27 protein-coding genes and 1 other annotated feature are annotated in these 24728 nt (G+C 35.2%); of the genes, 14 read left to right on the top strand and 13 right to left on the bottom strand.

All coding sequences use genetic code 11. The features are described from left to right. Nucleotides 1-79: 79 nt before the first annotated feature. Nucleotides 80-1750: a peptide ABC transporter substrate-binding protein gene (locus D2K62_RS12240; RefSeq protein ID WP_112180144.1), complete on the bottom strand. Its 1671-nt coding sequence runs from the start codon at nt 1748-1750 to the stop codon at nt 80-82. A gap of 303 nt (nt 1751-2053) precedes the next feature. On the opposite strand from D2K62_RS12240, the gene D2K62_RS19480 reads away from it, so the two are divergent. Further along, nucleotides 2054-2419 (top strand): DUF3899 domain-containing protein, encoded by a 366-nt coding sequence (locus D2K62_RS19480; protein WP_112180143.1) that lies wholly within the window; start codon nt 2054-2056, stop codon nt 2417-2419. A gap of 39 nt (nt 2420-2458) precedes the next feature. Next, nucleotides 2459-2676: a binding site (T-box leader), on the top strand. Nucleotides 2677-2727: 51 nt separating this feature from the next. Next, nucleotides 2728-3723 (top strand): tryptophan--tRNA ligase, encoded by a 996-nt coding sequence (trpS, locus tag D2K62_RS12230; protein ID WP_112180142.1) that lies wholly within the window; start codon nt 2728-2730, stop codon nt 3721-3723. A gap of 39 nt (nt 3724-3762) precedes the next feature. On the opposite strand, the gene D2K62_RS12225 is transcribed toward trpS, so the two are convergent. From D2K62_RS12225 to D2K62_RS12200, 6 genes are all read right to left on the bottom strand, one after another. Further along, the gene (locus D2K62_RS12225) at nt 3763-4530 is read right to left on the bottom strand and encodes a YjbA family protein (protein WP_112180141.1); all 768 of its coding nucleotides are present in this window, start codon (nt 4528-4530) and stop codon (nt 3763-3765) included. A gap of 98 nt (nt 4531-4628) precedes the next feature. Continuing rightward, nucleotides 4629-4850: a YuzI family membrane protein gene (locus tag D2K62_RS19540; RefSeq protein WP_479684903.1), complete on the bottom strand. Its 222-nt coding sequence runs from the start codon at nt 4848-4850 to the stop codon at nt 4629-4631. 608 nt (nt 4851-5458) lie between these two features. Then, the gene (gene fabF / locus D2K62_RS12215; protein ID WP_112180139.1) at nt 5459-6694 is read right to left on the bottom strand and encodes a beta-ketoacyl-ACP synthase II; all 1236 of its coding nucleotides are present in this window, start codon (nt 6692-6694) and stop codon (nt 5459-5461) included. Nucleotides 6695-6753: 59 nt separating this feature from the next. Beyond that, nucleotides 6754-7689, bottom strand: a complete 936-nt coding sequence (locus D2K62_RS12210; RefSeq protein ID WP_112180138.1) for a beta-ketoacyl-ACP synthase III — start codon at nt 7687-7689, stop codon at nt 6754-6756. A gap of 165 nt (nt 7690-7854) precedes the next feature. Next, nucleotides 7855-8814, bottom strand: a complete 960-nt coding sequence (locus D2K62_RS12205; RefSeq protein ID WP_232824328.1) for a BMP family ABC transporter substrate-binding protein — start codon at nt 8812-8814, stop codon at nt 7855-7857. Between the two features lie 94 nt (nt 8815-8908). Then, entirely contained in the window at nt 8909-9529 is a 621-nt protein-coding gene (locus tag D2K62_RS12200; protein ID WP_112180137.1) for a Rossmann-fold NAD(P)-binding domain-containing protein, read from the bottom strand. Between the two features lie 177 nt (nt 9530-9706). Here D2K62_RS12200 and D2K62_RS12195 point away from each other — a divergent pair, with 177 nt between their 5' ends. Continuing rightward, nucleotides 9707-9895, top strand: a complete 189-nt coding sequence (locus tag D2K62_RS12195) for a DUF2929 family protein (RefSeq protein ID WP_112180136.1) — start codon at nt 9707-9709, stop codon at nt 9893-9895. A gap of 71 nt (nt 9896-9966) precedes the next feature. Here the strand turns inward: D2K62_RS12195 and D2K62_RS12190 are convergent, their stop codons facing one another. After that, complete coding sequence (locus D2K62_RS12190) at nt 9967-10290, bottom strand: hypothetical protein (RefSeq protein ID WP_112180135.1); 324 nt, start codon at nt 10288-10290, stop codon at nt 9967-9969. 95 nt (nt 10291-10385) lie between these two features. Here D2K62_RS12190 and D2K62_RS12185 point away from each other — a divergent pair, with 95 nt between their 5' ends. The 4 genes from D2K62_RS12185 (at nt 10386) to D2K62_RS12175 (ending at nt 13044) form a co-directional block, all read left to right on the top strand. Continuing rightward, on the top strand, nt 10386-11204 hold the full coding sequence (locus D2K62_RS12185; RefSeq protein WP_112180134.1) for an undecaprenyl-diphosphate phosphatase: 819 nt from the start codon (nt 10386-10388) through the stop codon (nt 11202-11204). Between the two features lie 49 nt (nt 11205-11253). Next, a complete protein-coding gene (locus D2K62_RS12180) occupies nt 11254-11946 on the top strand; it encodes a Crp/Fnr family transcriptional regulator (protein ID WP_232824329.1) in 693 nt (230 codons plus the stop codon). 156 nt (nt 11947-12102) lie between these two features. Continuing rightward, nucleotides 12103-12228, top strand: coding sequence for a hypothetical protein (locus tag D2K62_RS19305; RefSeq protein ID WP_255421367.1), 126 nt, complete (start codon nt 12103-12105; stop codon nt 12226-12228). Nucleotides 12229-12345: 117 nt separating this feature from the next. Next, nucleotides 12346-13044 carry a Crp/Fnr family transcriptional regulator gene (locus tag D2K62_RS12175; protein WP_112180133.1) on the top strand — a complete coding sequence of 233 codons (699 nt, stop codon included), beginning with the start codon at nt 12346-12348 and terminating at the stop codon, nt 13042-13044. Nucleotides 13045-13085: 41 nt separating this feature from the next. Here the strand turns inward: D2K62_RS12175 and D2K62_RS12170 are convergent, their stop codons facing one another. Further along, a complete protein-coding gene (locus tag D2K62_RS12170; protein ID WP_112180132.1) occupies nt 13086-13397 on the bottom strand; it encodes a metal-sulfur cluster assembly factor in 312 nt (103 codons plus the stop codon). Nucleotides 13398-13475: 78 nt separating this feature from the next. Beyond that, the gene (locus D2K62_RS12165) at nt 13476-14240 is read right to left on the bottom strand and encodes a prolyl oligopeptidase family serine peptidase (protein ID WP_117161551.1); all 765 of its coding nucleotides are present in this window, start codon (nt 14238-14240) and stop codon (nt 13476-13478) included. A 149-nt stretch (nt 14241-14389) separates the two neighbouring features. Here D2K62_RS12165 and D2K62_RS12160 point away from each other — a divergent pair, with 149 nt between their 5' ends. From D2K62_RS12160 to D2K62_RS12150, 3 genes are all read left to right on the top strand, one after another. Further along, entirely contained in the window at nt 14390-15220 is an 831-nt protein-coding gene (locus tag D2K62_RS12160) for a Cof-type HAD-IIB family hydrolase (protein WP_112180130.1), read from the top strand. Between the two features lie 95 nt (nt 15221-15315). Then, the gene (locus D2K62_RS12155; RefSeq protein ID WP_112180129.1) at nt 15316-15441 is read left to right on the top strand and encodes a competence protein; all 126 of its coding nucleotides are present in this window, start codon (nt 15316-15318) and stop codon (nt 15439-15441) included. A gap of 12 nt (nt 15442-15453) precedes the next feature. Beyond that, complete coding sequence (locus D2K62_RS12150) at nt 15454-15645, top strand: DUF3813 domain-containing protein (protein ID WP_112180128.1); 192 nt, start codon at nt 15454-15456, stop codon at nt 15643-15645. 95 nt (nt 15646-15740) lie between these two features. Here the strand turns inward: D2K62_RS12150 and D2K62_RS12145 are convergent, their stop codons facing one another. Then, nucleotides 15741-17354, bottom strand: a complete 1614-nt coding sequence (locus D2K62_RS12145) for a GGDEF domain-containing response regulator (protein WP_112180127.1) — start codon at nt 17352-17354, stop codon at nt 15741-15743. 185 nt (nt 17355-17539) lie between these two features. Between D2K62_RS12145 and D2K62_RS12140 the strand changes: the two genes are divergently transcribed. After that, nucleotides 17540-17803 carry a NifU N-terminal domain-containing protein gene (locus tag D2K62_RS12140; RefSeq protein ID WP_112180126.1) on the top strand — a complete coding sequence of 88 codons (264 nt, stop codon included), beginning with the start codon at nt 17540-17542 and terminating at the stop codon, nt 17801-17803. A 42-nt stretch (nt 17804-17845) separates the two neighbouring features. Here D2K62_RS12140 and D2K62_RS12135 read toward each other — a convergent pair whose 3' ends face one another. Beyond that, on the bottom strand, nt 17846-18694 hold the full coding sequence (locus tag D2K62_RS12135; RefSeq protein ID WP_112180125.1) for a YitT family protein: 849 nt from the start codon (nt 18692-18694) through the stop codon (nt 17846-17848). A gap of 217 nt (nt 18695-18911) precedes the next feature. Between D2K62_RS12135 and D2K62_RS12130 the strand changes: the two genes are divergently transcribed. From D2K62_RS12130 to D2K62_RS12120, 3 genes are all read left to right on the top strand, one after another. Next, nucleotides 18912-19772 (top strand): DegV family protein, encoded by an 861-nt coding sequence (locus tag D2K62_RS12130; protein ID WP_112180124.1) that lies wholly within the window; start codon nt 18912-18914, stop codon nt 19770-19772. A 155-nt stretch (nt 19773-19927) separates the two neighbouring features. Beyond that, complete coding sequence (locus D2K62_RS12125) at nt 19928-20791, top strand: SDR family oxidoreductase (RefSeq protein WP_117161550.1); 864 nt, start codon at nt 19928-19930, stop codon at nt 20789-20791. 712 nt (nt 20792-21503) lie between these two features. Further along, a complete protein-coding gene (locus tag D2K62_RS12120) occupies nt 21504-22838 on the top strand; it encodes an MATE family efflux transporter (RefSeq protein ID WP_117149593.1) in 1335 nt (444 codons plus the stop codon). A gap of 13 nt (nt 22839-22851) precedes the next feature. Here the strand turns inward: D2K62_RS12120 and asnB are convergent, their stop codons facing one another. Next, entirely contained in the window at nt 22852-24699 is a 1848-nt protein-coding gene (gene asnB / locus D2K62_RS12115) for an asparagine synthase (glutamine-hydrolyzing) (RefSeq protein ID WP_112180122.1), read from the bottom strand. Nucleotides 24700-24728: the final 29 nt, after the last annotated feature.

The raw sequence follows: 24728 nt of genomic DNA, 5'->3' as shown, positions 1-24728 counted from the left end.
GAGAGCATATGCCCATTAGGCATTACACTCTCTTTCCAAGAGTTTCTCATCTTGGTTTCCAACTTTACTGTATTTCTATTTACTCAATATATGCATTCTTATATGAGAAGTCAGCACCCATTGGGTTAAATATAACACCTTTAACAGATGTTCTCCATAGATAAGCACGTGAACGCTGATAGATTGGTGCAATTGCTGCATCATCCATTAGGATTTTCTCTGCTTCTAAGAAGTTTTCATAACGTGCAACTGGGTCTGTTATTAATTCGTTATTTGCTTCAGAAATTAATGCATCAAATTCTTCGTTCTCATAATTCATTGTCATATAAGGTGAAGTTGATGTCCACATTTCTAACCATGTGTTCGGATCGATATAATCTGGACCCCAACCAGAGTTTTGAATATCATAATCACTTGCTTCATCACGTGAAATACGCTCTTCAAAAGGCACTGCTGAAATATCAATTGTAAGACCTTCAAGATTTTCTTGTAACTGGTCCATAATGTATGCATCCATATCTTGTGATAAATCAGTATCTCCACCAAGATAGCGTAATTCAACTGAATCTACACCTAATTCTTCTAAACCTGTTTCCCAATACTCTTGTGCTGTCTCTTTATCTTCAGTAAGTAAATCTCCATTAATAGCACGGAAATCTTCTCCTGTTTCAGGATGTGTAGTGAAATCTTGTGGTACTGCTCCATTTGATACAACAGATCCATTTGCAAGAATAACATCTACAAGATCTTGTTTACCAATTGACATTGCGATCGCTTTACGAATGTTTTGGTTAGCAAGAGCTTCATTAGCTTGGTTTAATTTCAAGTAGAATAATGTTGGCTCAGGAAGCGTTACATAATCTTCTTGTCCTGCATATTGCTCAACAAACTCAGCAGTTAAACCAGCTCGATCGATCTCACCTGTGTTATAAAGATTAACTGCTGTACTTGTTTCTTTTACAACACTTACATTAATTGTTTCAAGTTGCACAGTTTCTGCGTCCCAGTAATCTTCATTTTTAACTAGTGACCATTGATCAGGATTATCCCCTGTTGGGTTCCAGTCATTTAATGTAAATGGTCCGTTAAATAGTAAGTTATCAGAAGATAAACCATAATCTTCGCCTTGTTCTGTAACAAACGCTTCATTAAGCGGTAAGAACGTTCCAAAAGTTAATAAACTATGGAAATATGGTATAGCTTTCTCTAAAGTGATAAGTAATTCTGTATCACTTACTGCTTCAACACCTAACTCTTCTATGTCTAAATCGCCATTATTAATAGCTTCAGCATTTTTAATTACGCCATTCATCATAAATGGACCATACTCAGATCCTGTTTCTGGGTTAACAGCTCGTCTCCAAGCAAAAACAAAATCATTCGCTGTTACTGGGTCACCATTTGACCAAACAGCATCATCGCGTAATGTGATTGTCCATTCTAAACCATCTTCACTGATTTCAGGCTCTCCAGCAGCAATTGCAGGTTGTGGCACTACATCTTCATCTAAACGATATAGTCCTTCCATACTTTCACCTAAGAACTGAAATGCAACAGCGTCTGTTGCCATTGATGAATCCATCGTAGGTATCTGTGATGCCTCGATTAAATTAAGTACTTGTTCAGGTGAACTTTCTTCTGTTCCTTCTGTATCGTCAGTTTCTGATGTATCGTCTCCACCAGAACATGCAGCCAAGAACATGCTTAATGCTAGTGCAAGAACTAGCAACAACCAATTCGACTTTCTCATTATAAAATGACCTCCCCATATTTTAAATTCTCTAATTATTCTGCGAGTAATTTAACTCACAAATTGAATTATACAAGTTTTCTAACAATTTTGCATTATTTTTTTACAATATTTTTTCACAATCACACACAAATCCCATAAACTTAACATTTCTATAACAAAAAATAGTTCTAATTACCTATAATATAAATTAATTCCGTAATTCTGTCATCTTTTACACGTCATCAAAATCCACTATCTCCATTTAATTAAAAATATGCTATACTACTTGTTGTCAAAATAAGTGAAGGTTGTGATTTAATTTTGCGAATCTTGCGAAACACTTTTTTTCAGTTACTAATTAATTTGTTTGTTACCTTTTTAATTTTTCTACTATTTTCACCTAGTCTTCGTTTAATTTACTATATAGATATTATCTTTTATTTTAGCTTAACTTATTTGTTATGTTGGATGATTTTCTTTACGATCAAAGGACGTTTTTTTGATGGTGTCATCTATGGATTTAGAAAAGTTGGAAATGGGGTATTACGTAAGCTAGCATTTGATGATTGGGAGGACAAGCCTATGCCCTCAGCTAAAGTTGGCGACTCTTTTCTCGCATTTCTTTTAAAACAAGGGCTATACCTATTAATTATCATGTTCATCTTACTTATCATCTACTATTTCTAAACTTGCATATTTATTTGGTTTTAGATATAATTTGATATTAATAAAGCGTTGATAAAGCATAGGATTTAATCCCTCTGGTTTGTAGAGAGTCTGAGAAGCTGTGAACAGATACCAAGGATTAGTGAAACTGGGGCTTTAGAGCTTGTGAGTGAATTATCACTTACCGTTTAACAGGCGTTATCTGTGACATTTTGTCTAAAAGTGATCTCATGTTCCTGAGATAATAAGGGTGGCACCGCGGTTTATTCGTCCCTTAGTATTAGGATTATGGGATTTTTTTATGTTTATAAACAGAAGGGTGATAACAGATGAAAACAATTTTTTCGGGCATTCAACCAAGTGGAATGCTAACAATTGGAAACTATCTAGGAGCGATGAAACACTTTGTTGATTTACAAGAAGATCATGAGTGCTATTTTTGTATCGTAGACGAACATGCGATTACCGTACCTCAAGATCGCTTAAAACTTCGCGATAATATTCGGTCATTAGCAGCTCTTTATTTAGCATCGGGAATTGATCAAGACAAATCTACTTTATTTATTCAATCTGAAGTTCCTGCGCACACACAATTAGGATGGATGATGCAAACAGTCAGCTATATTGGTGAACTAGAAAGAATGACACAATTTAAAGACAAGTCTTCTGGTAAGGAAGGTGTTTCTGCTGCACTGTTAACATACCCACCATTAATGACAGCTGATATATTACTTTACAATACGAATATTGTACCTGTCGGTGATGACCAAAAACAGCATTTAGAATTAGCACGAAATTTAGCACAGCGATTCAATCGAAAATACAATGATATCTTTACTTTACCTGAAATTAGTGTTCCAAAAGTTGGTGCTCGGATCATGTCTTTGCAAGAACCAACTAAAAAAATGAGTAAGTCAGATGAAAACCAAAAAGCATCTATCTTCATGCTAGATGATCCAAAGAAAATAGAGAAAAAGATTAAAAGTGCTGTTACTGATTCTGAAGGTATCGTTAAGTTTGATAAAGTAAACAAACCAGGAATAAGTAATTTAATAACTATTTATGCAAGCTTTACAAGTGATTCCATTGAAGCTATAGAAAATAAATTTGAAGGAATAGGCTACGGTCCATTTAAACAATCTACTGCTGATGTTGTTATTGAGGCATTACAACCAATTCAAGAACGGTATCAAGCATTGATTGCTTCACCTGAATTAGATCAGATTTTAGATAAGGGTGCAGAAAAAGCTGCCTTAACTGCTAATAAAACATTAGCAAAAGCAAAAAAAGCAATGGGACTAGCTAGAGTTAAAAAAAGTACTTAATGAAAATGGCGTAGGGCTAATGCTCCTACGCCATTTTCATTATAAAATTCTTTTATAGGTTTGATTTTTGGGTTCGCTCTCTTCCAGTTCCCATATTTTTTCGAAAAATGGTTGTCCTTTAATAATCTTCTTACAAAAGACTTCATGACCAATTGACCAACCATTTACAAGTTCTTGGTACAGTATATGCCATGCAGTATCCTCATTCATCTTCCGGATGGCTTGATAACGTTGTGGAGCCCACTCGGTTAACCAGTATTGTAACTCTTCTTTATTATTCGTTCGCTCTAATTGATCAAGTGCCATCATTAATAGCTGTTTTAATTGTCGTTCCCTTCTTGTTAAACCTACCATTTCTTTTGGTGGTAAGGATAAAATATGATACGCTTTTTCTGATTTTTTTGTATCAATTGAAAATGTTGGTTTGGCTTTTTCATCAATCATCTCATAAACAAGTCGCTCTTGTCGGGGTATTAACCTGCTTTTCCGAATTGGTATATTATAACCCATTGTATCCAAGACAAGTACTGCTTTTGAGTCTGTGATTATACAAGCAAACTCTAATGGAATTCTTTCCTGATTTTTGCGTAAGTACGCTCGGTTTTTAATGTGATCTAACATTTTCTGCGGCAAGTCGGCTAAATCATTTTCAATTAAATCAAACAATGTATGATTTACATAAATAACAGGGATCTGATCTAGTATCTCAATCCCGTCATGTTTACGCCATTCATGAAAGCCACAAACGTTATATCCATTCTCTTCACCTTCAAACCAATTCACCCATACATCATGTAAATATTGCATATGTAACACACTCCCAGTCATCATCTGCTTTAATTCGTTATAAAGAGATGAACGAATCTTGATTTAGCAATCAGTATGACCAATTTAGAAAAAAATATTCATTTGAACAATCGAGGTAGCTTCGGAACTGCCAGTGTAATCATGATAATTCCTATCAAAAAAAGATAGCACTCAGCTCGAGTTTGTATGAACATAAAATAGTCTATCCATGGTAATCCCGCCGGAATAAAATTTAAATACAAAATGATTGTTACGCCTCCTGCAACAGCTAGTCCAAAACCTATTAAAAATAAAAGTAAATAAAACAATGTATCTATCACCTCTTTGGCCTGTCCATCTTTAGATTAACTATATGTTTATCTAACATAAATAATGATTTATGAAATTAAAAAGCCTTAGCTGTAAAACACAGCTAAGGCTTTAATCTTTTATTTATATAACAGCGACGTAACATACCGCTTTGGAAATATACTCCGCTTTCCGTGGGCACGGCTTCAGCTAACTCGGATAAGCAAAGATCGCTTTCCGAGTGGATCTTCAACTTGTGGGATTGCGATTACTCAACCCATCGAAAACATTTGCTGTTCCCACAGGAGTGTCATCCATTTGCTTCCTTCGCTTGATAGCGCACCTTTTCGACATGTGATTAATTTATGCTCTTCTAATATTACAGTGTACTATACTAGCGTATCAAGTGAAATTGGCGACACTCCTGCAGGAACAGCGCGGGCTGAAGATCCACTCGAAAACGTTCTTAGTTTTCGAGTTAGCTGAAGCCGTGCCTGCGGAAAGGGAGTCAATTTCACTTGAGGAGCGGGGCAGGAAATTCTATTAAGTCGCAGTTGATGGTAACTCTGGCTTAAGGAAATTATGTCTTAATTTATTAAAAACTTCAAAGCCAGTAGTTATTTGATCAAACAGCATGCGATTAATATTTTTTGAATATTAGTGTTGCATTGTGTCCACCAAATCCTAATGAGTTACTTAACGCAACATTCACTTCTTTTTTTATAGCTTGATTTGGTACATAATTTAAATCACACTCAGTATCTGGCGTTTCATAATTTATCGTTGGCGGAATAATGCTATCTTCAATTGCCTTAATACATGCAATTGCTTCCACTGCACCAGCTGCTCCTAAAAGGTGGCCAGTCATCGATTTTGTAGATGAAATCGCAACATTATAAGCATGTTCACCTAAAACTGTCTTCATAGCTTTTGTTTCAAATGCATCGTTTAATTGAGTACTTGTCCCATGTGCATTGACATAATCAATTGCGCTCACATCGACTTCCGCGTCATCAATAGCTTGTTGCATCGAACGGCTAGCACCATCTCCTTCAGGTGCAGGTGCTGTGATATGATGGGCATCACCAGCTGAACCATATCCTACTATTTCTGCATAGATCTTTGCACCACGTGCTTCTGCTGATTCTAATGACTCTAATATAAGAATACCAGCACCTTCACCCATAACGAATCCATCTCTATTTTTATCAAACGGGCGGCTTGCAGTTTTTAAGTCATCATTAAAAGATAATGCTTTCGCAGTAGAGAAACCAGCGAAGGCCATGTTTGTTAGTGGAGCTTCTGCACCGCCACTTATCATAACATCTGCATCACCACGCTCAATCACTTTAAAAGCATCTCCGATTGAATTTGTACCAGTAGCACAAGCTGTCACTGTACAAGAATTAATCCCCTTTGCACCTAACTGAATAGAAACTTGACCAGCAGCCATGTCTGGAATTAACATCGGCACAAAAAACGGACTAACTCTTCGATACCCTTTATCAAGAAACTTTCTGAACTGTTCTTCATAGGTACCCATACCACCAATTCCAGAACCAATCCACACACCAACACGTGGTGCTATTTCATCTGTTATATCTAGTTTCGCATCTTCTACTGCCATTTTAGCAGCTGCTACAGCGTATTGGGTGAATAAATCCATACGTTTCGATTCCTTTTTATCCATATAAATGGATGCATCCCAATCTTTAACTTCCGCAGCAACTTTAACAGGAAATTCATCTTTGTTGACTTTCGTAATATAATCAATTCCAGAATTACCTTCAATTAGATTGTCCCATAACGAATCTATTGTATTCCCTAATGGACTAACGGTTCCTAGGCCGGTAACAACAACACGTTTTTTTTCCATGCAATTCTCCTCCTTTAATCGAATCTATCTAGTCTCAATCATTAAACTGGTTAAAACAATTATCTTCCCCACTTCATTGCAATTGCTCCCCAAGTTAATCCGCCACCAAAACCAACTAATACAATAAGATTTCCATCTTTAACATCGCCATTCTGTACCGCTTCTGATAAAGCAATTGGAATGGATGCTGATGACGTATTACCAAATCTTTTAACTGATGTTGCCATTTTTTCAACTGGTATATCTAATTTATTTCTTGCAGCTTCCATAATACGAATGTTTGCTTGGTGTGGGATTAAATAATCAACATCTTCTTTTGCATATCCTGCTTTCTCGACCACATGAAGCGATGATTCTGGCATTTGACGAACAGCAAATTTAAATACTTCTCTTCCGTTCATACTAATAAAATCATTATCTTGATACAAGTGCTTTCCACCGCTTCCATCAGCTCCCAATTCAAAGGAGAGAATCCCCTTATCATCACTTACTTCACCGACAACAACTGCTCCAGCACCGTCTCCAAATAAAACACACGTATTTCTATCAGACCAATCTGTTATTTTAGAAAGCTTCTCAGCTCCAATAACTAATATATTTTTATATACAGCCGTATCAATGAATTGTTTCGCCGTAACTACTCCGTACATAAATCCTGCACAAGCAGCACTTAGATCCATTGCCGCTGCCTTTGTTGCTCCTAATCTTTCTTGCAACATACAAGATACTGTAGGAAAAGGCATATCCGGAGTTACCGTAGCAACTAGGATTAAGTCAATGTCAGCACCTGTAATGTTTGCATCTTCCATTGCGCGAATTGCAGCCTCATAGGCCATATCGGATGTATCCATAGTATCTTCTGCTATCCGGCGCTCTTCAATACCAGTTCTTGTACGAATCCACTCATCATTTGTATCTACAATTTTCTCTAAATCGGCATTTGTAACTATTTTATCTGGGACATAATGTCCTGCTCCAATGATACCTGCACGCATTTTATTCAACCTCTCAGAAAAATTAATTTTATAATCAATTATTAGGACTTGGTACTAATATAATAGAATTTTTATATATAATCAAGTTTTACTTTCTCCATTAGAATAGAAATCATAACAAACTATTTTTATATATAACACCAAAAAAAGATTAAAGCAATTGCTTTAATCTTTTTCATTTGGTAATAAACCAGTGTTTATGTATGCTTCTATTTCCTGTTCAATTTTCTTTCGATATGCATCTGGCACATCAGGACTAAATTCTCCTAAAGAGATGACATCATCCTGAAAATCATAAGTAAATATACCACCACTTAATTCATTTTTATCAAAAAGTTCTGCCGCAGATAAATATAATTTATCAACATGTTGTAATGTACTAGTTAAAACAGTTGCCCCTACTATATCGGAAGGATCTATAATATATCCAATAGCATATTTATTGTGTTCCTGAATCTCTTTAATAACTTCTAAACTAAAACTATCACCTGCAGGATAAAAAACATCTACACTTTCTTCATTCATCACAGAGAAAATCTCAAGGGCACGGTCAACATTATCCCAGTCATTGACGAAATTCATTGAAATATTTGCATCAGGATTCTGATATTTAACTCCTTCATAAAAACCTTCAATTTCTGGCTGCCATTCATATGCGCCAATAATTCCTACCTCGTTTGTTTTCGTCATCTTTCCAGCAACCATACCTGCAAAAAAGCCCATCGCATTTGAGTTAAAGTTTAGGCTTGTTAAGTTTTCACCTTCATAACCACCATTAAAATAGACAAATTGCACATCTGGATAAGAAGTATGAATCACATCAAAATATTTACCATAAATACTACTATGTCCAAATATTATATTCACACCTTGCTGAACAAACTCCTCAACAGAGCGATTAACGTCTGATTGTGTTTGTATTCCTTCTTTGAAATAAACATCAACATTGAATTGATCCTTAATTTGCAATAAACCTTGATACCCTTCTGATCCCCATGTCTGATCATTAACAGAATGTTCTACAAGCATACCTACCTTTTCAATCTCTCCATTAGAACTACAACTAGTTAGTAATGGGATGGTAATTAATAATAAAATAAATAAATAGAAAATTGCTTTTTTCAAAAAGTGGCACTCCTCCGCATAAGAGACTTGTACCTTTATTTTACCTTTTTAAACGAATTACGTATACGTAAAATCAGATTACAATTTGATTACATTACTGAAAATCACTATTCATATGATAAAAATCATCTACTTTAGCCAATCTTTTTTTATTAGGCATACTAGGTAAAATGAATAATTCATCCTTATACGTCGGTTTATTCATTGTTTGTGTAGGAGTATAGTACGTAATTGAATCAGGTAATACGCTCGCATCAATTAATTGCACCATTGCATATACAAAATCTTTAATATAAATTGCTTTATCATTAAATAAATCACTATTAAATTTAATAAATGTATGATCTTGATAATATCCAGTTGCCGTTCGTTCCATCCATTCGCCATATAAAAGTGGTGGAGTTATTTCTATTATATTATTTTTCGCAACACCTTCATTCGTGCAAATAAAACATCTACCGTCGAAAGAATACGTACAATTAGAATCTACTCTAGCATCAAAGACAAATATAGCTTTAGGATCTAATTCCTTTAAATTGCTAGCATCTATTTTTTCATATAGTGTGAAATTAGCATTTCTTCCTATATTTAATGCTAATTCTTCTTTTTTGGGATTCCCTAAATGATCTACTCCGACAACCTTTTCTCCATTTACTAATAATGCATCTGTTAAATGATAGCCAATCCAATTAAAACAACCTATTATGATGTACATTTATTCTCTTCCTTTCTTACTAAGTACGATAGAAACGTTTAGTAGTCACTTATGAACTGCATAAGTTTTATTCATTTGTTAAAAGTATACGGATGGCACAAAAAATTCACTTTATTTTCAAGCTCTTATTTGGTAGTATAAAATAAGATAGGTGAATGTATAAATAGAGGTGAAACTATGCGTTTTCTAGGTGTTGTTTTTTGGTCCTTTGTCCTTGGTACGCTACTTGCTTATGTTTTAACAAGCATGACTGGTGATCAATTTGCATTTGGACCTGTTATTGTCTTAACAGTAACATTCAGTATAATCGTTACGATTGTTGGGGATTTCATTATTACTCCTGATACAAATGAAACAGTCGAATAGTTAGGTGATGAACCCTTGTCAAACCTATTGGCAAGGGTTTATTACTGTTACCAAACAGTTTCTAACTGCTTCTAATACCATGGAAGAACACTTAGCGCGGTTAGAGCTGCTAAGGGTAAGACTAAGCGTCTAAAACGTCCAGGTCCTGGATATGGGTATGGCCCGTATCCATATGGTGGTCTTGGCCCTTGTGGAAAACCATAACCATATGGAGTGAAGCGCTCATCATTTTCTGTCCCTAAATCATTAGGAACAGCGACATGAACATGGGTTTCATCGACATCTGTGATAATACCATCAATTACGGATCCATCTGATATTTCTAGTAATACATAGCTATGCATGTGATTTTTACATAAGTCGTGCATATGTTGATGTTGATTGGGCTGATGCATTAAAATAACCTCCCTTTCTCATTCATAACGTATGCTTTTATGGTTTTATTTGTGACAAACGCGGAACTGATAAATGATTAATTGGGGGAAAAGAAATGGAATTATATGAGAGCTTTAGTTTGTTATTAAAGTATGTTTTTTTTGGATTAGTACAAGGGTTTACCGAACCAATTCCGATATCATCAAGTGGGCACCTTGTCATTGTCCAAAATTTGTTTGGACTAAAGTTAGATAATTTGTCTTTTGAGATACTCGTTAACTTTGGTTCACTGATTGCTGTTTTAATTATTTATAAGGATGACATTCTTCGTTTAATTCAAAACGGTTTGCGTTTTATTGTAAAAAGAGAACGAGATGCTAAAGAAGACTTTGATTTCATTTTGTATCTTATTGTTGCAACAATTCCAGCAGGTGTAATTGGGTTATTATTTGAGGAACAAATTGGTTTGATTTTTAGCAAACCACAACAAATTGGTATTACGCTAATTATTACAGGTATAGGTTTATGGATTATTCGAAACATTAGAGGTCGTAAAAATGACGGTGCACTAACACTGAAAGATGCCATTATAGTTGGATTAGCTCAATCAGTCGCATTAATCCCCGGCATTAGTCGTTCTGGTGCAACCATTGTTGCTGCTATGTTACTTGGAATGAAGCAAGAGACAGCGTTACGATTCTCTTTCCTACTCTTCATTCCAATTAGCTTCGGAACATTTTTGTTATCAATTGACGATTTATTTACTGCAGAATTAAAAACCATGTGGATCCCTTATTTATTAGCTTTTATTGCAGCTGCTGTAGCAACTTATTTTTCTTTAAAATGGTTTATGAACGTTATGGCTCGTGGAAATTTAAAATATTTCGCTATTTATTGCTTTATTGCAGGATTCATCGCTTTTATTTTGTTATAAATTAGTATGACAAAAATTGTCTTATGGGGAGCTGAAAAATGTGAAAAAAATTCCTGTATCACAAAACACATCAATAGAACTTGCAACTGTTTTGTCAGCAATCGATTATACTTTACCAATAAAAAAAAATACGTACCTTTTCCAACAAGGCGAAGAAGTATCTGACCTCTTTATTATTAAATCAGGTAGCATACAAATCGGTAAAATTTCATCGGACGGTCGAGAACTATTTTTACGCATTTGCTCCAAAGATGACATTGTTGGGGAACTTACATTAGATAATGAAGAGGTAAAGTACATTTTAAATGCCAAAGTAACCGAAGACGGAGAAGTTGGCGTAATTAAAAGAAAAACATTAGAGGAAAAAATACTAACGAATCCCAAACTGTCGATTGAGTTATTAAAAATAATGAATCTTAACTATCGACGTGATCAAACAAAATTCAGAGATCTAGTTTCTCATGGGAAAAAAGGTGCTTTATATTCAACACTAATTCGACTTTCCAATAGCTATGGAGAGAAGAAAAAGGAAGGCATATTACTAGAAATTAATCTTACAAATCAAGAACTAGCAAATTTTTGCGGAACCTCTCGTGAAAGTGTTAATCGTTTATTAAATGAATTAAAACGTCTTAACATTATCGGAATGGAAAAAGGCAAAATCACTATTTTTGATTTAGATTATTTAAAAACAGAAATAAACTGTGAAAACTGCCCCATCGTGTTATGTACAATTAATTAAAAACCTAATAAACTGCAACACAATATAGTCCCCTGACCCGCTTCTCAAGTGACATTGACTCCCTTTCCGCAGGCACGGCTTCAGCTAACTCGGATAAGCAAAGTACGCTTTCCGAGTGGATCTTCAGCTCGTGCTGTTCCTGCAGGAGTGTCGCCAATGTCACTCGATCCGCAAGTTAGGAAAAATGATCAACAATATGCACTATGGAAAATTACGCTATCCAGCGAAGAAAGCAAATGGTTGAGACTCCTGTGGGAACAGCGAATGTTTTCGATGGGATGAGTAATCACAATCCCACGGAAAGCGGAGTATATTTCCAAAGCGGTATGTTATGTCGCAGTTTCTATCTACTGCTAAGAGACTTTTTAGAATGAATAAACAATGAAGGGAGAATTGTTTATGAGAGATGAATCAACCATTCAATTATTTAAATCTATACCATTGTTCAAAGATTTAGCACCAGCAGAACTTGAGCCTATTTTGTCACTAATGAAGTCACATACATATCAACGTGGCAATCATGTTTTCATGCAGGGGGAACCTTTAACAACTGTCTTCTTTATTAAAACTGGCAGTATAAACATTTACAAAACAGATATTCATGGTAAAGAACAAATTGTGAATTTGTTGACCAAAGGGGATATGTTTCCACATCAAGGATTTTTCAGGAAAGGTAACTACCCGGCACATGCCCAAGCTGTTGAAGAGACAGAAATATATTCTTTACCAATCCAAACATTTGAAAACTTTTTAATTACTAACCCTTCGATTAGCATCAAATTAATTCACGTATTAGGTGGGTTAATCATTGATTTACAGAATAGATTAGAGGAACAAATTTTACATAATACCTATGAACAAATCATTATGTTGTTATTACGTCTAACTGAAACACATGGCGAAGAACAAGTAAACGGATGGTTTGTTCTGCAAACTCCTTTCTCTAATCAACAACTTGCAAATATGATCGGCTCAAGTAGAGAATCAGTCAGCCGCACATTGTCTCAGTTAAAAAAACAACAAACTATTAAGAAGCATCAGAACGGTGCATTACTTATAAACAAGGAATTGTTAAATCATTTATTATTTAACAATTAAAAACGTCCCTTAAATTAAGGGACGTTTTTTAAAAGGCTTTATCAATCTGGAATACCAAGTGCTATTTTCGCATAACGTGACATGCGTTCTTTACCCCAAGGTGGGCTCCACACAATATCAACTCTTGTATCTTTTACTTCAGGAAGATCTGCAAGAACACTCTTGACGTCTTCTTCAATATGCGCAGCTAATGGACAGCCCATTGCTGTCAAAGTCATCGTGACAACAGCAAGGCCATCATCTTCTAAATTAACGCCATAAACAAGACCTAAATTAACTATATCTATTCCAAGCTCGGGATCAATTACATTCTCCAAAGCACCCATTAGATTCTCTTGTAACGCTTCCTCCATAATATTTCCTCCTTTATTTACGTATACTATATTATAAACATAAAAGTATTAAAAATAAAATGATCTATATCACGATTTCTATAATTGCAATTCAAACCATTTCACTGTTTCTAAAATAGCTAAGCGACTTACCTTATGCCCAGCACCAATTTCAGGTATAAATCGAATACTTTCTTGGTTCTTGTATTCACCTAGAATTTGTTGATGAAAGCTATGAGCGTGGTCAAATGGTACAACCATATCTTTTTCACCGTGCCAGAAGAATAAAGGCCTTCCATCTAATCTTTCAGGCTGCATCGATAAATCAATTGCATTTAAACTCTCGAGCATCTTCTCTATTTCTTCTGTTGACATTGGGAGATTGACGCCTTGCTTTTGAATTTCTTGAATTATCTGGCCCGCGTATATCGTGATTTTAGGTGTACCCATTAAAATTGCTGCCGATTTAATCCAAGGATATTGTGTTAAAGCAGCCGCAGTTGTAATACCGCCCATACTTGTCCCAGCTAATCCAAAACGATTATCCAATAATAATCCGCGTTGATCTAATATTTCTTTTATTAATTTTAGATCCAGTATATTTTGTTTTATAATGTCAAAGAATTTCATTTGACGTTGTTTTTCATCAAGATTTATTACCCGTTCACCATGCAAAAAACAATCCGGTAACAAAACACGATAACCTTTTTCAGCCATTAGATACGCAAGTGGTAAATTATGTTCTTTTGCGCTTGTAAATCCATGTATATAAGTTAATACTGGTAAAGGCTCTTCTTTCTTTTCACTATCTACAATAACCAAAATCGGAATTTCATGCCAAATTTCCTTTTCAATATGTATCATTAGTTTTTCCTCTCTAACATTAATATATAGTAGTATTACTATCATATATTTTCCAATCCTCAGATGCAAAATAAAAACGTTATACAACAAATTCTTTACAGAAGTAAAATTCTTCTTTAAACTGTACTTACTAATAAGAGGTGATTTTAATGACAAAGACACGACATCTAATTGCTTTAGATCTTGATGGAACATTGTTAACTGACAAAAAAGTAATTAGTGAACGTACAAAAAAAATTGTTTTAAAAGCAAAAGAAGAAGGTCACATCGTCGTAATTGCTACAGGTAGACCACATCGAGCTAGTATTGATTACTATCATGAATTAGGCTTGGATACACCGATGGTTAATTTTAATGGTGCACTTATTCACCACCCTACAGATTCTAAATGGAAAGCATTACATAGTCCACTTCCAAAACGGACAGCTTTAAAAATAGTTCAAACTTGCTACGATCTAGAAGTGAACAATATTATGGCTGAAGTTACTGATGATGTTTACCTAGATCGATATGATGAAGAGTTAATGACCATTTTGCATACAGATAGAGAAAAAAATCCAATTGTAATTGGTAGCTTAAAGAATGAATTAAAGGAAGATCCTACTTCTTTATTAATTCATCCACGTGAAGACCACATTGTAGCTTTGCGCGAGCAATTAGATCTTGATCATGCTGAAGTAATTGAACATCGTAAATGGGGCGCCCCATGGAATGTGATTGAAATTGTTCGTAAAGGTATGAATAAAGCTGTTGGTTTACAACGTATTGCACATTATTACAATATTCCTCAAGCAAATGTTATCGCTTTTGGCGATGAAGATAATGATAATGAAATGATTGAGTATGCTGGTGCTGGCGTTGCGATGGGCAATGCCATAGATGAATTAAAAGATCTCGCTAATCATATTACTGCGACGAATGAAGAAGATGGTATAGGTGAATTTTTAGAAACATATTTAAAATTAAAGGTCGATGCCTAATTATCGACAGGTATAAAAAATTGAATTTGATTTAAACTAAGCTTGCATTCAATTAGAGTGCAGGCTTTTTTCTTATTGGTATAGGAGGGAAAAATATGTCTAAAAAAAGTAAATCAAAACGTTTTACTGCACAAGGGGCAGATGTAGTAAAAAAACATGATGAACGCTTTCCTTACCACGAACGCTTAATAGACACAGACGCAACAAAAAACAACTTGTAGGAGGAAACTATTGTGGCAAATCATTTATTTCAGCAAGCAAAAGACGCGATGCAACGTGTAACATCAGGAACAAATTATACAGAAGAAGACAAGCAAGCTGCTTCTAAAGCTGTTCAAGCTGCCTATGCACAGGCTACCCCTGAAGAACAAAGAGAATTACAACAGTTAGAAGTTCATTTAAGTGATGAACAAGCATTAGATTAAGACTCCTTTTTACAAAACAAGTTAAATAAACTAGGTCGGTTACTTAGCGTTTATGCTAGGTAACCACCTAGTTTTTCTTTTATACATAATTCAATTCATCGACTAAACAGACGATGTACTAATCGTTTTATTCGCGCTTCTAGTTGCTCTAAACTGAATGGTTTTGTAATGTAATCATCTGCACCTAATTCTAAGGCCTTAACCATATCACTATTCTTTTGTCTTCCTGATAACATCATTATACCAATTTCAGATTCATTTACTGTTTGTCTTAAATATTTCAAAATATCTAACCCGTCAAGATTAGGTAAAATGCCATCCAATAAGACGATTTTCTTCTCTCTGCCCTTATACCAATTAGATTCTAGAAATATCTCCCCATCGTGAAATGAAGCTATCTCCATTCTATATGGTTCAATTTGAAGTTTCGCTAACTTATCTTGTAGTAAACGTCGAATAAAACGATCATCATCTACAATAGCAATTTTCAAAGTCACCTCTCCACCTTCAGCAAGTGGGTCTTTCTCCAAATCATATCGATAAACTTCTACTCGTTTTCTTCCTTGATCCTTACCATAATATAAAGCTTTATCACTTTTCTCAATTAAACGATCAATAGTTGCAATGCCTTCTCCCATCTCAGAAATACCAGCTGTAAAACTGAGGAAAATTTCGCCGTCTTTCGTATGGTGCCCCGTTTTGATAAACTTCTCTAGTAACGCATTGGTATACTTGAGCGCTTCTATTTGATTTATCTCTGGCATAATTAAAATAAATTCTTCTCCACCATAACGAATAAAGAAATCTGACGGACGTTTTTCTTTTAACATATAAGATGAGAAATTTTTCAAGACAACGTCCCCTACCGCATGTCCATACCTGTCATTTACTTGTTTAAAAAAGTCTAAATCAATTAAAACTAAACTAAAAATCTGCTCACGTTCCTTGTATCTTTTTATTAAGTTTTTCCAAACATTAGATAAAAACGTTCTATTATATGCTTGTGTTAATTCATCAAATAGAACACTTTTCTTAAAATAAGCTTGCTGTCTCATTCGATTGGCAACTAGACTATCTAACACATCGTATTCAATCGCATTATCTATATAATCTGTTGCACCAGCATCATATACTTTAATCTTTAAGGAAGGTTCATTTGAATTACCAATTACGAAAATTGGAATGAATGACTCAATTGCTCTTTCACTTAATTTAGACAAAGCATATAAGACAACAGTCTCTTCCATTGATGTATGGATAAGTATTAAATCTGGATGGTAATCATAAAATAATTCAATGGCTCGTTTGACTTTGGTTGCAATTAACACTTCATAATTTAGCTTCTCTAATTCTTCTTTAATTTGATACACTGAACCTACTTCATTATCTAATAATAATGCTGTAATACGTTTTGGTGATTTATTTAACTTACTACTTCTTTCAACCGTCTGCTCGTCAAATAGCAATACGAGTGGTTGAATAAAGTTACTCCACTCTTCCTCTGTCCAATCAGCTTTTCTCTCCTTATTCATTTCTTCTAACAAGGATGTTGCTATTTCTTCCAAGTGGTGTAGTTCTATATGCATTGCCGTATCTTTTATGTCATTTAATAACTGTTGAATCTCATCATTCTTTATCACTTCACGTTTTTTCCATTTTTCTAGTATATGTATGTAGCGTTTCATAAAGATGATTTGATATTCCTTCATTATCTTTTCACTCCAAACAGGATCAATGCTATATTCGTTATTTATTATACCCTTTAACCAGTCTTTTTTTCATCTCTATCTATCGTAAAGTATCTGTCTATGGGAAGCAATATCTTTTTCTTCTTTTTTAATTGCTAAAAATTTGCTAAAATGATATGGAAGTAGTCGATTTAGGAGGAAAAAGTATGAGCGTTATAGTAGAAGCAACACCAAATCCAAACGCAATGAAGTTTTCAACTGATTCATTAATTTTTGAAGGAAATAGCAGTATCTCTGTTATGCCTGGTCAAACAAGTGATTATCAAGTAATGAATGAGCTAATGGCACTTGAAGGTGTAGACAACGTATTCGGTTATCAACATTTCATCACAGTTAATAAAAAAATTGATGTTGAATGGGATGGTCTTCTTTCACAAGTAGAAAGTTTATTAAATAAATACGGTTATTAAAAAATGGCTGTGTTAAACAACTTGTTTAACACAGCCATTCTTTTATTCACCTTTTCGGAAGAAACCAAAAATTCCAGTTGTTTGAACAACATTAGTGAATGCATGTGGATCGACCTCATGAATAATTCTTTCTAAGTCATACAATTCATATCTGGTAATAACTAGGACTAACATCGACTTATCTTCTTTTGAATAAGCACCACGAGCTGGTAAAATGGTAATACCCCGTACCATCGTATCATGTATTGCTTGTTGTAGTTCATCTGTTTTCTTGGTGACAATCATAGCTGTAACTTTTTCATGTCGTGTATGTAAGGTATCTATTACACGTGTTGTAACATAAAGTGCTAACAGTGTGTATAGTGCGTTTTCAGGTTCATTTAAATAACCTGCTAACACGATAATAACACCATTTATAATCATTAGATAACTTCCAATTGGACGGTCCTTCATCCGTGACAGCACCATTGCTACTATATCAGAACCGCCTGTTGAAGCACCCCATTTTAATGAAATCCCAATACCTACACCACCGATTACACCGCCAAATACAGCATTTAACATAATATCACTTGAGAAACTTATAACTGGAATAATTTCAAGAAATAACGTTGTACATGCAACGGAAATAAAACTATATACAGTAAAATAACGACCAACTTTAAACCAACCTAATATAGCAACTGGAATATTTAATAGCAAAAGTAATATACCTGTACTAATAAAATCTATTCCAAAGTAATCAGAAAAAACGGTTGATAATAACTGTGCCATCCCGGTAAATCCACTTGCATAAACGTCAGCGCCAATTAGAAAGAAATTCAAGGCTAAAGCGTTTAGCAATGCACCTATGATAACAACAAAAATACGTTTTGCTTCAAATATGAACATAAATACTTACAACTCCTTACTAAAAACTTTTGATTATAGCTTTTACTTTTTGTTCTCTTTACATACCCTAGATATCAAGTGGATAATCTTATATAGAGAGAACAGACTATATTTACTTTGACGAATACCCTACGTAACTATAAACTAGAAGTAGTTACGTTGCAATGGATGTCTATATTGTTTACGACATCTTATTAATTAAATGGAGGTGAGTAGCATGTCAGTTCAAATTATTGCAGACTCTGCTAGTGACTTATCAAAAGAGGATTTTGAATACTTTCAAGTAGACAGTGTCTCGTTAACAGTCCAACTAGATGACCAAAACTATGAGGATGGTAAAACTATTTCCGCAAAAACAATATATGATGCGATGCGTAATGGAAAGGCACCTAAGACTTCTCAAGTTTCACCACAGGCTTTTACTACACTATTTGAAAAGTATGCAAAAGAGAATAAGCCTTGTTTGTATCTATCTTTTTCATCAGCACTTTCGGGTACATACCAATCCGCGAAAATAGCTGAGGAAGAAGTAAAAAACACATATCCAAATTGGGAAATCACCATAATTGACACCAAGTGTGCATCACTCGGATATGGTTTAGTCGTTATGCGTGCTGCAGAACTAGCTAAAGAAGGTAAAGCATTAGCAGAAATAGCTGAAGTCAGTCAGTATCATGCAGACCATATGGAACACATCTTTACTGTCGATGACCTTGAATATTTATATCGAGGTGGTCGTGTAAGCAAATCTGCCGCTTTTGTTGGAACACTTTTAAAAATTAAACCTATCCTACACGTGGAAGATGGACAATTAATCCCTCTGGAAAAAATTCGTGGTTCTAAAAAGGTTTGGAAAAGAATGCTCGATATTATGGAAGAACGTGGCCAAGACTTAACAAATCAACGCATAGCCATTACCCATGGTGATGTATACGATACAGCAAAAGAACTTGCTGATATGATACAAGAAAGATTCCATACGAAAGATATCCATATTAATATGGTCGGATCGACAATTGGTGCACATTCCGGACCAGGGACTATTGCATTATTCTTCTTAAATGACACGTACAAATAAAAGGACATTATATCTTATTATATGAATAACACCGCTATTTCAGCTAATCTGGAATAGCTTTTTTATCAAACTTTTTTCCTATTTTACAACTTTCTTACATATGAATTCAATTTCCGGGTAAACATACGATAACTCGCTATAGAAGGAGAATGAATATGTCAAATAAACAACAAAATGCACAACCAAAGCAACATCAAACGAAACAACCTGGAATAGAATCTGAAATGTATCCACGTCCAATTTTTGATAACGGTACGTATAAGGCTAGTGGAAAGCTCCAAGACAAACTTGCTGTTATCACAGGAGGTGATAGTGGGATTGGTCGAGCAGTAAGTATCCACTATGCCAAAGAGGGTGCTGATGTGGTAATTATTTATTTAGACGAACATGACGATGCCGAGGAAACAAAGCGTGCTGTTGAAAAAGAAGGACAAACTTGTCTACTGATTAATGGGGATCTAGGTGACTCGACCTTCTGTCAATCCGCAATTGACCAAGTCATCAAGCAATTCAGTAAAATAGATATTCTTGTAAATAATGCTGCTGTTCAGTACCCGCAGGAAGATTTCTTGAATATTAGTAACGAACAATTAGAAAAAACATTTAAAACAAATATTTTTTCTTTTTTCTATCTATCAAAGGCAGTTATTCCTCATATGAAAGCAGGTAGTTCTATCATTAACAGCTCAACTATCACTGCATATAAAGGGGCTGCAGATTTGATCGATTATTCAAGTACAAAGGGTGCAATAACATCATTCACCCGATCATTATCGCAATCTTTACTTCCTAAAGAAATTCGTGTCAATGCCGTAGCACCAGGACCTATTTGGACACCGCTTATTCCATCAAGTTTTGATGCTGAAAAAGTTGGTAAATTCGGTTCTAACAACCCAATGGGCAGACCTGGACAACCTTATGAACTTGCACCTTCTTATGTATATTTAGCTAGCCAAGATTCAAGTTATGTAACTGGACAAATGATTCACGTTAATGGTGGCGTTATCGTAAATGGCTGATTAGAAGCAGGATTCCTTTGGAGTCCTGCTTTTTCTTTTAAAAAGGCTGTCGTTTGGAAATTTTTGTTTATGACTAAATTAACATATACTCTAACGTAACGTGTTTGATCTCACTGCGTCAGCAAAGGGTTTCGCTTTCCGTGGACACAACCTCAGCTATCTATCGAAGCAAAGTTCGCTTCAATAGAGGATCTTCGGTTTGTGCTGTTCCCACAGGAGTCTCAACCCTTTGCTTCCTTCGTTGAAAAGAGCAATATTTAGAATTAGTAAAAAGTTGCTGGTGATTTCAACTCAGTTCGAAAAAGGATAACCTGTCATACAGTTATAGACCAATACTAGCATATCAAATGAAATTGACGAGACTCCATTAGGAGCAGCACATGTTTCCGATGGGATGAATAATCGCAATCCCACGGGCTGAAAATCCATTCTGTAAAGCGGTTTTCTTTACCGAATTAGCTGAAGCCGTGCCTACGGAAAGAGAGTCACTTTCATTTGAGGAGCGAGTTAAAACTTTATGCATCTTACGACAGAGTTCCTCTCAAATTCGAATAGTGAAAGCAACGTTGTTTGCAAAAACCTTAAAAAAAGATTGCCTTTTCCTTCATGGAGAAGTAAAGTTATTATCGTGTGGTTTTATGAAAACGTTAACTTTTTATTTTTTTTACGGAAAAGGAGTGATTTTTTGAATAAATCGAATACACCTCAAAAAATGACCTTATACGCTTTAACCTGGCCAATTTTCATTGAAATTCTACTTCATATGTTGATGGGAAACGCTGATACCTTAATGCTCAGTCAATACTCAGATAATGCTGTTGCAGCAGTCGGCGTCTCAAATCAAATATTATCTGTTGTGATTGTTATGTTTGGTTTTGTTGCGGCTGGTGCTGCAATACTGATTGCACAGAACCTTGGTGCAGATAATGCACTTGTCGCCGGAAAAATTGCAGTCACATCAATTAGTCTTAATTTAATTTTTTCCTTATTATTAAGTCTTGGCTTATTTATATTTAGTCGCTCGTTACTTAACCTTATGGATTTACCTAATGAGTTAATGGCTGATGCAGATGCCTACATGAATATAGTAGGTGGTTTAATCTTTGTGCAAGCTTTGATTATGACCGTTGCTGCAATCTTGCGTAGCTACGGATTTACTAAGGATACTATGTACGTAACGATCGGTATGAATATCATTAATATTATTGGTAATTTTTTTGTGATTTTTGGACCGTTTGGTTTCCCCGTTCTTGGCGTGGAAGGAGTTGCCTATTCCACGATCATTAGTAGATTTTTAGGATTTCTACTACTACTGTTTATTTTAGTGAAACGAAATAAAGGAACCTTACCGTTTCAATCCTTTTATAAATATGAAAAAGCAAACGTTAGACACTTATTAAACATTGGTATTCCTTCAGCTGGAGAGCAATTATCTTATAATGGTAGCCAAATGGTAATCACTTATTTTATCGCACAGCTCGGTACAGCAGCAATTACAACGAAAGTATATGTCCAAAATATTATGATGTTTATTCTCTTATTTTCAATTGCAATAGGGCAAGGAACTCAAATATTAATTGGCCATATGATTGGTGCCGGTGACATTGATTCTGCATACAAACGTGGAATTAGAAGTCTCCAAATTGCGATTGTAGTTAGTACTTTTGCAGCTGTTGTCGTTTATTTTTCAAGTGATTTTTTACTCGGTATTTTCACTAATAATGACTATATTATTGAAGAAGGTGCATTGCTCCTACTCATAACAATTATTCTAGAGCCAGGACGTGCTTTTAATTTGGTTGTGATTAATTCCTTACGCGCAGCTGGTGATGTTAAATTCCCTGTATTTGTTGGCGTTCTATCTATGTGGGGAGTCAGTGTTACTTTCACATGGTTTTTCGGAATATTTTTAGAACTTGGTCTAGTCGGTGTTTGGATTGGCTTTATTGCTGACGAATGGCTTCGCGGAATTTTAATGCTTGGTCGGTGGCGTTCAAAAGTTTGGATCCGCAAATCATTTGTTTATACTAAAGAAGCAGAGGAGTAATCCTCTGCTTCTTTTACTTTTCTATTTCAATATCATATTTCCGTAACCAGTAATCTACTTGCCCTAAATAAGCTAGTAATTGAGGCCCTCGCATAAGTTGACCAAACCATGGTGTATCAATTTCTTTTCCTTCACTAGCGACAAGTTTTTTAATTGATTCTTTATCAAATAAATCAAATAATCGCGCATTTGGATCAGCAATAATTTGATTCATCCATCCTACAACCGCAGCTGTATAAGCAGGGTGATGTGTCTTCGGATATGGACTTTTCTTTCGATATAAAATTTCATCTGGAAGTAACCCTTCTAAAGCTTTTCTTAGAATGCCCTTTTCTCTACCTTGATATGTCTTCATTTCCCACGGAATATTCCATACATATTCAACTAAACGGTGATCACTAAACGGGACGCGCGCTTCGAAACTTGCCCCCATGCTCATACGATCTTTTCGATCTAATAATGTTGGCATAAACCAATGCATATTCAAATAGAACATTTGTCTTCTCTTCTTATCGATTTCACTTTCACCATCATAAACAGGTGTTTCGTCAACTGTTTCTTGGTAACGAGCGAGCATATATTCATGTAGGTCTAGTTTATCTTGCCATTCTTTTGTTAGTAAACCGGTTCGAACATCTGCTGATCGAATCCAAGGGAAGCCTTCACGATCTAAATCTTCTTCCCTGTAAAACCAGGGATACCCACCAAATATCTCATCCGCACATTCTCCGGAAAGCGCAACTGTTATCTCTTCTTTTGTTTTTCCACAGAACCAATACAGTGAACTATCAACATCCGCCATTCCAGGAAGATCACGGTATTCAACTGCATTTTTTAATAAGTCGGCTAGCGTTTCATTATCGAGTACATACGTATGCTGTTCTGTTTTGCATGCATCAACCATTTTCCCTATAAAATCTGCATCACTGTTTGGCTGGAAGGTGCTTTTCTTAAAATAACGTGCATTATCTTCATAATCGATTGAAAAAGTTGGGAGAGTTTGCTGCTTTTCTTTTTTTAGATAATTTGCTGCAATTGCTGTAATTGCACTTGAATCAACACCACCAGATAAAAAAGTCCCAATTGGAACATCAGAAACGAGTTGGCGTTCTACTGCATCTGTAAGTAAGAAACGTATTTGCTTTGCCGTTTCCTCAAGACTATCTTTATGGGCTTTGCTTTTAACGTTCCAATACCTTTTTGTACGAAAACCGTTACGGTCGACTATACCAACATGTGCAGCTTTTAATTCATTAATACCCTTAAAGACGCCATTACCAGGTGTTCTAGATGGTCCAAGAGCTAACAGTTCACTCACTCCATCTTGATCTAGAACGGCTTTTACGTCTTCATGTGCTAGTAGTCCTTTGATTTCCGAAGCAAAAAGAAATGAACCATTTTTTTCGGTATAAAATAATGGTTTAACACCTAAACGATCACGAGCGAGAAAAAGTTTTTCATTCTTAGAATCCCAAATAGCAAATGCAAAGATCCCATTAAATTTCTCTACACACTCTTCCTTCCACTCGATATAGCTTTTCAACAATACCTCTGTATCAGAATGTGAATCAAAGTGCCACCCGCGTGTTTGTAATTCAGTTCGGATATCCTCGGTATTATAGAGTTCTCCGTTATAAACAAGCACATAATCATTATCTTCTTTTAGACAATGCATTGGTTGCTTTCCACCAGCAGGATCAACAACAACCAAACGCTTATGTCCAAACGCTACATGTGTATCGATCCACTCTTTTTGTTCATCTGGCCCTCTATGTTGCAAGGCATTTGCCATATTTTTTATTGTTTGCTCGGACTTAGTTAAATCCTTTTGATAATCAATCCATCCTGTTATACCGCACATAATTTGATCACCACATCCTCTCGCATATT

It is taken from the genome of Paraliobacillus sp. X-1268, from assembly GCF_003426095.1.
Classification (GTDB): Bacteria; Bacillota; Bacilli; order Bacillales; family Amphibacillaceae; genus Paraliobacillus_A; species Paraliobacillus_A zengyii.
This window is presented reverse-complemented; position numbering and strand designations above follow the sequence as displayed.

What these genes read in the sequence shown, in the direction of transcription:
- D2K62_RS12240 (WP_112180144.1), bottom strand. Translation starts at nt 1,750, where the DNA reads ATGAGAAAGTCGAATTGGTTGTTGCTAGTTCTTGCACTAGCATTAAGC.
- trpS (WP_112180142.1), top strand. Translation starts at nt 2,728, where the DNA reads ATGAAAACAATTTTTTCGGGCATTCAACCAAGTGGAATGCTAACAATT.
- D2K62_RS12225 (WP_112180141.1), bottom strand. Translation starts at nt 4,530, where the DNA reads ATGCAATATTTACATGATGTATGGGTGAATTGGTTTGAAGGTGAAGAG.
- fabF (WP_112180139.1), bottom strand. Translation starts at nt 6,694, where the DNA reads ATGGAAAAAAAACGTGTTGTTGTTACCGGCCTAGGAACCGTTAGTCCA.
- D2K62_RS12210 (WP_112180138.1), bottom strand. Translation starts at nt 7,689, where the DNA reads ATGCGTGCAGGTATCATTGGAGCAGGACATTATGTCCCAGATAAAATA.
- D2K62_RS12200 (WP_112180137.1), bottom strand. Translation starts at nt 9,529, where the DNA reads ATGTACATCATAATAGGTTGTTTTAATTGGATTGGCTATCATTTAACA.
- D2K62_RS12195 (WP_112180136.1), top strand. Translation starts at nt 9,707, where the DNA reads ATGCGTTTTCTAGGTGTTGTTTTTTGGTCCTTTGTCCTTGGTACGCTA.
- D2K62_RS12190 (WP_112180135.1), bottom strand. Translation starts at nt 10,290, where the DNA reads ATGCATCAGCCCAATCAACATCAACATATGCACGACTTATGTAAAAAT.
- D2K62_RS12185 (WP_112180134.1), top strand. Translation starts at nt 10,386, where the DNA reads ATGGAATTATATGAGAGCTTTAGTTTGTTATTAAAGTATGTTTTTTTT.
- D2K62_RS19305 (WP_255421367.1), top strand. Translation starts at nt 12,103, where the DNA reads ATGTCACTCGATCCGCAAGTTAGGAAAAATGATCAACAATATGCACTA.
- D2K62_RS12175 (WP_112180133.1), top strand. Translation starts at nt 12,346, where the DNA reads ATGAGAGATGAATCAACCATTCAATTATTTAAATCTATACCATTGTTC.
- D2K62_RS12170 (WP_112180132.1), bottom strand. Translation starts at nt 13,397, where the DNA reads ATGGAGGAAGCGTTACAAGAGAATCTAATGGGTGCTTTGGAGAATGTA.
- D2K62_RS12165 (WP_117161551.1), bottom strand. Translation starts at nt 14,240, where the DNA reads ATGATACATATTGAAAAGGAAATTTGGCATGAAATTCCGATTTTGGTT.
- D2K62_RS12160 (WP_112180130.1), top strand. Translation starts at nt 14,390, where the DNA reads ATGACAAAGACACGACATCTAATTGCTTTAGATCTTGATGGAACATTG.
- D2K62_RS12155 (WP_112180129.1), top strand. Translation starts at nt 15,316, where the DNA reads ATGTCTAAAAAAAGTAAATCAAAACGTTTTACTGCACAAGGGGCAGAT.
- D2K62_RS12145 (WP_112180127.1), bottom strand. Translation starts at nt 17,354, where the DNA reads ATGAAGGAATATCAAATCATCTTTATGAAACGCTACATACATATACTA.
- D2K62_RS12140 (WP_112180126.1), top strand. Translation starts at nt 17,540, where the DNA reads ATGAGCGTTATAGTAGAAGCAACACCAAATCCAAACGCAATGAAGTTT.
- D2K62_RS12135 (WP_112180125.1), bottom strand. Translation starts at nt 18,694, where the DNA reads ATGTTCATATTTGAAGCAAAACGTATTTTTGTTGTTATCATAGGTGCA.
- D2K62_RS12130 (WP_112180124.1), top strand. Translation starts at nt 18,912, where the DNA reads ATGTCAGTTCAAATTATTGCAGACTCTGCTAGTGACTTATCAAAAGAG.
- D2K62_RS12125 (WP_117161550.1), top strand. Translation starts at nt 19,928, where the DNA reads ATGTCAAATAAACAACAAAATGCACAACCAAAGCAACATCAAACGAAA.
- D2K62_RS12120 (WP_117149593.1), top strand. Translation starts at nt 21,504, where the DNA reads ATGACCTTATACGCTTTAACCTGGCCAATTTTCATTGAAATTCTACTT.
- asnB (WP_112180122.1), bottom strand. Translation starts at nt 24,699, where the DNA reads ATGTGCGGTATAACAGGATGGATTGATTATCAAAAGGATTTAACTAAG.